Consider the following 6,213-nt stretch of genomic DNA (forward strand, 5'->3'; position numbering starts at 1 on the left):
GGTCGCGGACGACGGCGCCCGGGGCGTCGGCGCCCGCGACTCCCGCCGTCGGGACGAACAGCACGAGGGTCGTGAGGCCCCCGAGCGCGGGAGGGACGGTGCGGCGTACGGAGGTGGTCATGGGCTCTCCCGAGAGTCGGCTGCGGCGGAGGGTCCGACGCAGCCGCGACGCTAGGGCCGCAGTGACCGCACCCGCCGCCCGTGGTCAGGTCGCTGTGGACGACCACGGCCCCGGGCGCGCCGGTGGAGAACACGTGGCGCTCAGCGCGCCAGGGTGACCGTGATCGTGGAGTTGGTGCAGCCCGAGGCCAACGAGCTCATCGCCGACTCGGATCTGGGCGGATGGGGAAGAAATCTCGGCCAACGAGCTAATCGCCGACTTCTCGGCCGAGTCGATCGCCAGGCGCCACCGGTGCTTGACCGCGACCCATTCGCGCAGGTAGCGGCACTGCGCGTTCGCGGGAAGCCACTCGGCCACGTCGCGATCACCTTTCGAGCGGTTGACCGAAGCGGTGACCGCCACCAGGGAGCGGGTGTCGGCGAGATCGTTGGCGAACGACTCCCGCTCGGCAGCGCTCCACGTGCGCGCGCCGGAGTCCCAGGCCTCGGCCAGCGGCACCATGTGGTCGATGTCGAGCGCGGAGGCGGAGTACTGCGAGACCGCGTCGTAGTAGGAGTACCAGCGCCCGCCGCTCAGCGCGCAGCCCGAGCCGACCGTGACCGGGTCGTCGGCCTCCGAGATCAGCACTTCGTTGCGGGTCGAGCAGCCGTCGCCGTCGGCGTCCACCCAGTGCTTGAACAACGCCCGGTCGTAGCCGGTGCGTACCTCGCTCGAGACGACCAGGTCGGCGATCGCGGTCTGCAGGGGTGCGGAGTAGCCCGCGGCATGGGCCGGCGAGCCGACGCTCACCAGGCCGGTTGCGAGCGCGACGGTGAGGGCGAGAAGGGCGAGAAGTCGCTGTGGGAGGGACGAGACGGGCACGGGGGCTCCTGCGATCAGGTGGGGGGTCGCCTGAGCCTGGGGCCGGACCCCGCCCGAGCACAAGAGTCCTGGAGATGACGGGAGGGAGAACCTTCGGCCGCCGGACCCCGGCACCCGTGTCGCCTTGTGAACGCCGTCACCACACGCAAGGATCACGACAACGAAAGGTGTCTGTCTTGGCCACTCCGATCGATCCGACGTCCGCCGCGTTCCTCCTCACCGAGAACCGCAACATGCCGATGCACGTCGGTGGTCTCCAGCTCTTCAAGAAGCCGGAGGGAGCGGGGCGCAACTACGTGCGCGAGATGTTCGAGCAGATGCGCGACGCCAACGAGGTCTCACCGCTGTTCCTCAAGCACCCCCACCGCTCGGTCCGCACGGGCGCGCAGCTGGTCTGGAAGCCCGACGAGCAGTTCGACATCGACCACCACCTGCGCCACAGCGCGCTGCCCAAGCCGGGGCGCGTGCGTGAGCTGCTCGAGCTCAGCTCGCGCCTGCACAGCACGCGGATGGCGTGGGAGCGACCCCTCTGGGAGGCCCACGTCATCGAGGGCCTGCGCGACGGACGGGTGGCGCTCTACACCAAGATCCACCACTCCCTGGTCGACGGCATCTCGGCCATGCGCCTGATGGCGAGCACCCTGAGCACCGACCCCGAGCAGCGCGACATGCCGCCGCCCTGGGCCTACCGGGCCTCGTCGCGCAAGCCCGCGCCCTCCCAGACCAACCTGTCGGAGCTGCCGATGACGGCGCTGCGCAGCGCGCTGGGGCTGACCGCAGAGGCAGCGGGGATGCCCGCCGCGCTGGTCAAGACACTGACCAAGAGCGTGCGCAACGAGACCTCAGCGCTCTCGCTGCACGCCCCGCACACCATCCTCAACCAGCCCATCACGGGCTCGCGCCGCTTCGCCGCTCAGGACTGGCCCGTCGAGCGGCTGCGCCTGATCGGCAAGGCCACCGGCACGACGATCAACGACGTGGTCCTCGCGATGTGCGCCGGGGCGATGCGCACCTACCTGCTCGAGCTCGACGCGCTGCCGGAGGCTCCGCTGGTCGCGATGGTGCCGGTCGGTCTCAACGCCAAGCAGTCCCACATCGCCTCGGCCGAGGGCGGCAACGCCGTGGGCGCGGTGATGGTGCGCCTGGCCACCGATCTCGCCGACCCCGCACGCCGCCTCAGCGCGATCCACCGCTCGATGAAGGACGGCAAGGAGTCGTTGTCGTCGATGACACCGACGCAGATCCTCGCGATGAGCGCCATCGGGCAGGCCCCGGCGATCCTGACGCCGATGCTGCGGATGAGCGGCATCGTGCGGCCGCCGTACAACCTGATCATCAGCAACGTGCCCGGTCCCCGCTCGACCCACTTCTGGAACGGCGCCCAGCTGGTCGGCCACTACCCCCTGTCGATCCCGATCAACGGCATGGCGCTCAACATCACGTGCACGTCCTACGACGGCAAGATGGGCTTCGGTCTCACCGGGTGCCGACGCACGGTGCCGCACCTGCAGCGGCTGCTGACTCACCTGGACGACGAGGTGAAGGCGCTCGAGAAGGCAGCGGGGATCTGACGCCACGCGCGCGGACGGCTGACCCGGCACTCGCGACGACGGCGAGGGCCCCGACCAGCGTGGCCGCAGTGAGCTGCTCCCCGAGCAGCAGCGCGGCCCAGCCCAGACTGAGCACGGGCTGCACGAGCTGCACCTGGCTGACCTGCGCGATGGGCCCGGTCGCGAGGCCGCGGTACCACGCGAAGAAGCCGAGGTACATGCTCACGACGCCGAGGTAGACGAATGACGTCCACTCCGCGAGGGACGCCGTGGGCGTCTCCTGCGCAACCGCGAGCGCGGCGAGCCCGATCATGACGGGTAGGGCGAGCACCAGCGCCCACGACACGGTCTGCCAGGAACCGAGCTCTCGGGAGAGCAGTCCCCCCTCGGCGTAGGCGACCGCCGCAGCGATCACTGCGCCGAGGAGCAGGAGGTCGGCCCGTGCGAAGCCGCCCAACCCACCGCCCTGCTGCGCCACGAAGCCGAGCGTCACCACGGTGCCCAGAGCGGCGAAGCACCAGAAGAGCCGTGGCGGACGCTCGCGTCCCCGCAGCACCGCGACCGTCGCCGTGGCGGCCGGGAGCAGCGCGATGACGACCGCCCCATGGGCAGCGTCCACGCTCGTCAGGGCGTACGAGGTGAGCAGCGGGAAACCGAGCACCACGCCGGCTGCGACGACGGCGAGCCGGGCCCACTGGCTACCGCGCGGGAGTCGCTGCCGAGTGAGGGTCAGCGCGAGTGCGGCCAGCAGCCCGGCGAGCACGGCGCGACCGGACCCGATGAACAACGGCGAGAGTCCACCCACGGCGATCCGCGTCAGCGGCACCGTCAAGGAGAAGGCGAGCACTCCGAGCAGGCCCCACCCGAGTCCCGCCGGGAGGGCGGACGGTCGCGGTAGCACCGGCGCGATCAGGACAGTAGCGCTACTGTTGTCACTCATGAACGACGATAGCAGCACTCGAATTGCAGCAGCACTCCGTGACTGGATCGCGGACGCCGCACCCGGCGCGCGGCTACCGTCGACCCGCACGCTCGTCGAGCACCACGGCGCGAGCCCCGTCACGGTGCAGCGGGCGCTCAAGCTGCTCACCACCCAAGGCCTCGTCGAGACCCGTCCCGGCGTCGGCACCTTCGTGCGCGCCGCCCGGACCACCCGTCCGGCCGACTACGGCTGGCAGACCGCCGCCCTCGGGCCGCGTCCCGCCGGCGCGGGGACGCTGTCGACGTCGCTGCGCACGGTCGCCAACGACGTCATCGCGCTGCACAGCGGCTACCCGGCACGCGACCTGCTGCCCGAGCGGCTCGTGCGCACCGCCCTGACCCGCGCCGCCCGCAGCGAAGCCGCCATCAACCGCTCCCCCGTGGCCGGGATGCCCGAGCTGCAGCAGTGGTTCGCCGACGAGCTCGGGAGCCAGTCGCCGACCGACGTCACGCCTCCGGCCGCGAGCGACGTGATCGTGCTACCGGGCAGTCAGAGCTGTCTCAGCGCCGTGTTCCGCGCCCTGGTGCTGCGTGGTCAGCCACTGTTGATGGAGTCGCCGACCTACTGGGGTGCGCTGCACGCGGCCACCCAGGCCGGGGTCGAGGTCGTCCCGATCCCCAGCGGTCCCCACGGGCCGGATCCCGAACAGCTCGACCGGGCCTTCGAGGAGACCGGCGCGCGGCTCTTCTACGCCCAGCCGACCTACGCCAACCCCACCGGCGCCCAGTGGACGCCCGGGCTCGCCCAGTCGGTGCTGGACGTCGTACGGCGGCACCGGGCGTTCGTCCTCGAGGACGACTGGGCGCACGACTTCGGGATCGACTCCGAGCCGCGCCCGCTCGCCGCCCACGACGACGCCGGGCACGTGATCTACTTGCGCTCGCTCACCAAGAGCGTCTCGCCGGCGATCCGCATCGCGGCCGTGATCGCCCGAGGACCCGCCCGTGAGCGGATCCTGACCGACATCGGCGCGAGCTCGATGTACGTCAGCGGCACCCTCCAGGCCGCCGCCCTCGACGTCGTCACCCAGCCGGGTTGGCTCCCCCACCAGCGACGCACGCGCGAGGCCCTGCGCGACCGGCGCGACCTGCTGCTTCGCTGCCTGCGCGAGCACACGCCGCAGGCGCACGTCGAGCACGTGCCGGCGGGCGGGCTCAACCTGTGGGCGCGGCTGCCCGACGGCACCGCGGTCGAGCCGCTCGCCGACCGCTGTCGCGCGGCCGGGTTGATGATCGCGCCGGGCACGGAATGGTTCCCTGCGGAGCCCTCGGGACCCTACGTGCGGCTCAACTTCTCCGGCCCGGATCCGTCGGGATTCGGTGCCGGCGCGCAGATCCTGGGGCGGATGCTCGACGCCTGAGGCCCGGTGAGGCCCGGCCCCGAGCGGATCCCGTCACCCCTCGCTGAGCCCACCGCCGTACGTCGCCGCCACGGCGCGCAGCCGCGCGCGGGTGATCTCGGCGACCGTGGCGTACCCGGCGTTGGCGGCGTTCGAGCCCGGTCGGGTCGGCTCGGCGGAATTGATGCTCAGGCAGGTGCGGGTGCCTGTGTCGGCGAGGTTCGCCAGCGCCACCGCGTGACCGGTGGTGCCGGAGCCGGCGAAGAAGTCGAGCACCCGGGCGTCGCTGGGCATCGTCGAGAGGATCCGGCGCACCAGACCGGTCGGCTTGGGCGACTCGAACAGCGGCCCCACCAGCGCCTTCACCTCGGCGACCGCGGTGTCGGTCGACCCGACCTCCTCGGTCAGCCAGATGGTGCGCAGCTTCTTGCGCCGGCCCGGCTCGAGCCAGTCCTTCTGGAAGATGTCGACCCGCTCCCCCGCGCGCGTGCGCACCCAGCGACACACGAGGTCACCGGGACGCGCGTCCACGAGCGGAGCGCTCCAGCGCCAGACCGCGGACGTCGCGTCACCGAAGACCGGCAGGATCGCCTGCCCACCGTCGAACGGCGTCGTCCGCACCTCCCCGGTCTCCGGGTCGCCGTGCAACGGGTAGTGCATCGTCGGTGCGGTGACGGGGTTGAACTTCTTGTTGGTGTTGCGCAGCGGCAGCCGTCGATAGGGGCGCGGCTCCCCCTCGTCGGTGTGCGGGAAGTCGCGCGGGTCGACGGCGTCCGGACTCGACGGGTCGAGCACGCACCTGGCGGCCGCGCGCGCGTAGACCAGGAGGTACTCGTGGTTGGTCGCGAACCCCTTGCCCAGCTGGCGTCCGCGCGAGTTGAGGTTGACCACGACCTGGGCGAGGAAGTTGTCCTCCCCGAAGATCTCATCCATCAGCAGGCGCAGGTGGGCGACCTCGTGGTCGTCGATGCTCACGAAGATCGCCCCCGTCGGTGCGAGCACGCGCCGGGCCTGCTCGAGACGGGGGCGCATCATCGCCGTCCACGCCGCGTGCCGACCCGCCGGACCGGCGCCGTTGCGAGGACCGCGCACCGAGTCGGCGTACACGAAGTCGTTGCCGGTGTTGTAGGGCGGATCGATGTAGATCAGGTCGTACGACGCCTCGGCGAGGTCGGCGAGCACATCGAGGTTGTCGCCCTCCACGAAGGCGTTCCAGACCGGCTCGTCGACGCCCGGACTGCTCCGACTGCTTTCGGCTCCCACCACCGCGCCATCATGGACGACATGGCCCTCGCCCGCGAACGTGAACGCACCATCACCGTGCTCTCGATCGTGGTGACCCTGATCGTCGTCGGCGGCT

General features: G+C 71.5%; 5 protein-coding genes. 2 read left to right on the forward strand and 3 right to left on the reverse strand.

What is annotated here, in order from left to right:
• Positions 1–205: 205 nt before the first annotated feature.
• Positions 206–982 (reverse strand): HNH endonuclease family protein, encoded by a 777-nt coding sequence (locus VOI19_RS11900; RefSeq protein ID WP_323793177.1) that lies wholly within the window; start codon positions 980–982, stop codon positions 206–208.
• 167 nt (positions 983–1,149) lie between these two features.
• On the opposite strand from VOI19_RS11900, the gene VOI19_RS11905 reads away from it, so the two are divergent.
• Positions 1,150–2,553, forward strand: a complete 1,404-nt coding sequence (locus tag VOI19_RS11905; protein ID WP_323793178.1) for a wax ester/triacylglycerol synthase family O-acyltransferase — start codon at positions 1,150–1,152, stop codon at positions 2,551–2,553.
• Here VOI19_RS11905 and VOI19_RS11910 read toward each other — a convergent pair.
• Positions 2,459–3,472, reverse strand: coding sequence for a DMT family transporter (locus tag VOI19_RS11910; RefSeq protein WP_323793179.1), 1,014 nt, complete (start codon positions 3,470–3,472; stop codon positions 2,459–2,461). The genes VOI19_RS11905 and VOI19_RS11910 overlap by 95 nt on opposite strands.
• On the opposite strand from VOI19_RS11910, the gene VOI19_RS11915 reads away from it, so the two are divergent.
• Positions 3,471–4,874 (forward strand): PLP-dependent aminotransferase family protein, encoded by a 1,404-nt coding sequence (locus tag VOI19_RS11915; protein WP_323793180.1) that lies wholly within the window; start codon positions 3,471–3,473, stop codon positions 4,872–4,874. The genes VOI19_RS11910 and VOI19_RS11915 overlap by 2 nt on opposite strands.
• Positions 4,875–4,907: 33 nt before the next feature.
• Here VOI19_RS11915 and VOI19_RS11920 read toward each other — a convergent pair whose 3' ends face one another.
• Entirely contained in the window at positions 4,908–6,119 is a 1,212-nt protein-coding gene (locus VOI19_RS11920) for a site-specific DNA-methyltransferase (RefSeq protein ID WP_416366375.1), read from the reverse strand.
• Between the last annotated feature and the right edge of the window lie 94 nt (positions 6,120–6,213).

This window comes from Nocardioides sp. (assembly GCF_034670285.1).
In the GTDB taxonomy this organism is placed as follows: Bacteria; Actinomycetota; Actinomycetes; order Propionibacteriales; family Nocardioidaceae; genus Nocardioides.

Coding starts and splice junctions, on each gene's coding strand:
- VOI19_RS11915 (WP_323793180.1), top strand. CDS start 3,471: ATGAACGACGATAGCAGCACTCGAATTGCAGCAGCACTCCGTGACTGG.
- VOI19_RS11910 (WP_323793179.1), bottom strand. CDS start 3,472: ATGAGTGACAACAGTAGCGCTACTGTCCTGATCGCGCCGGTGCTACCG.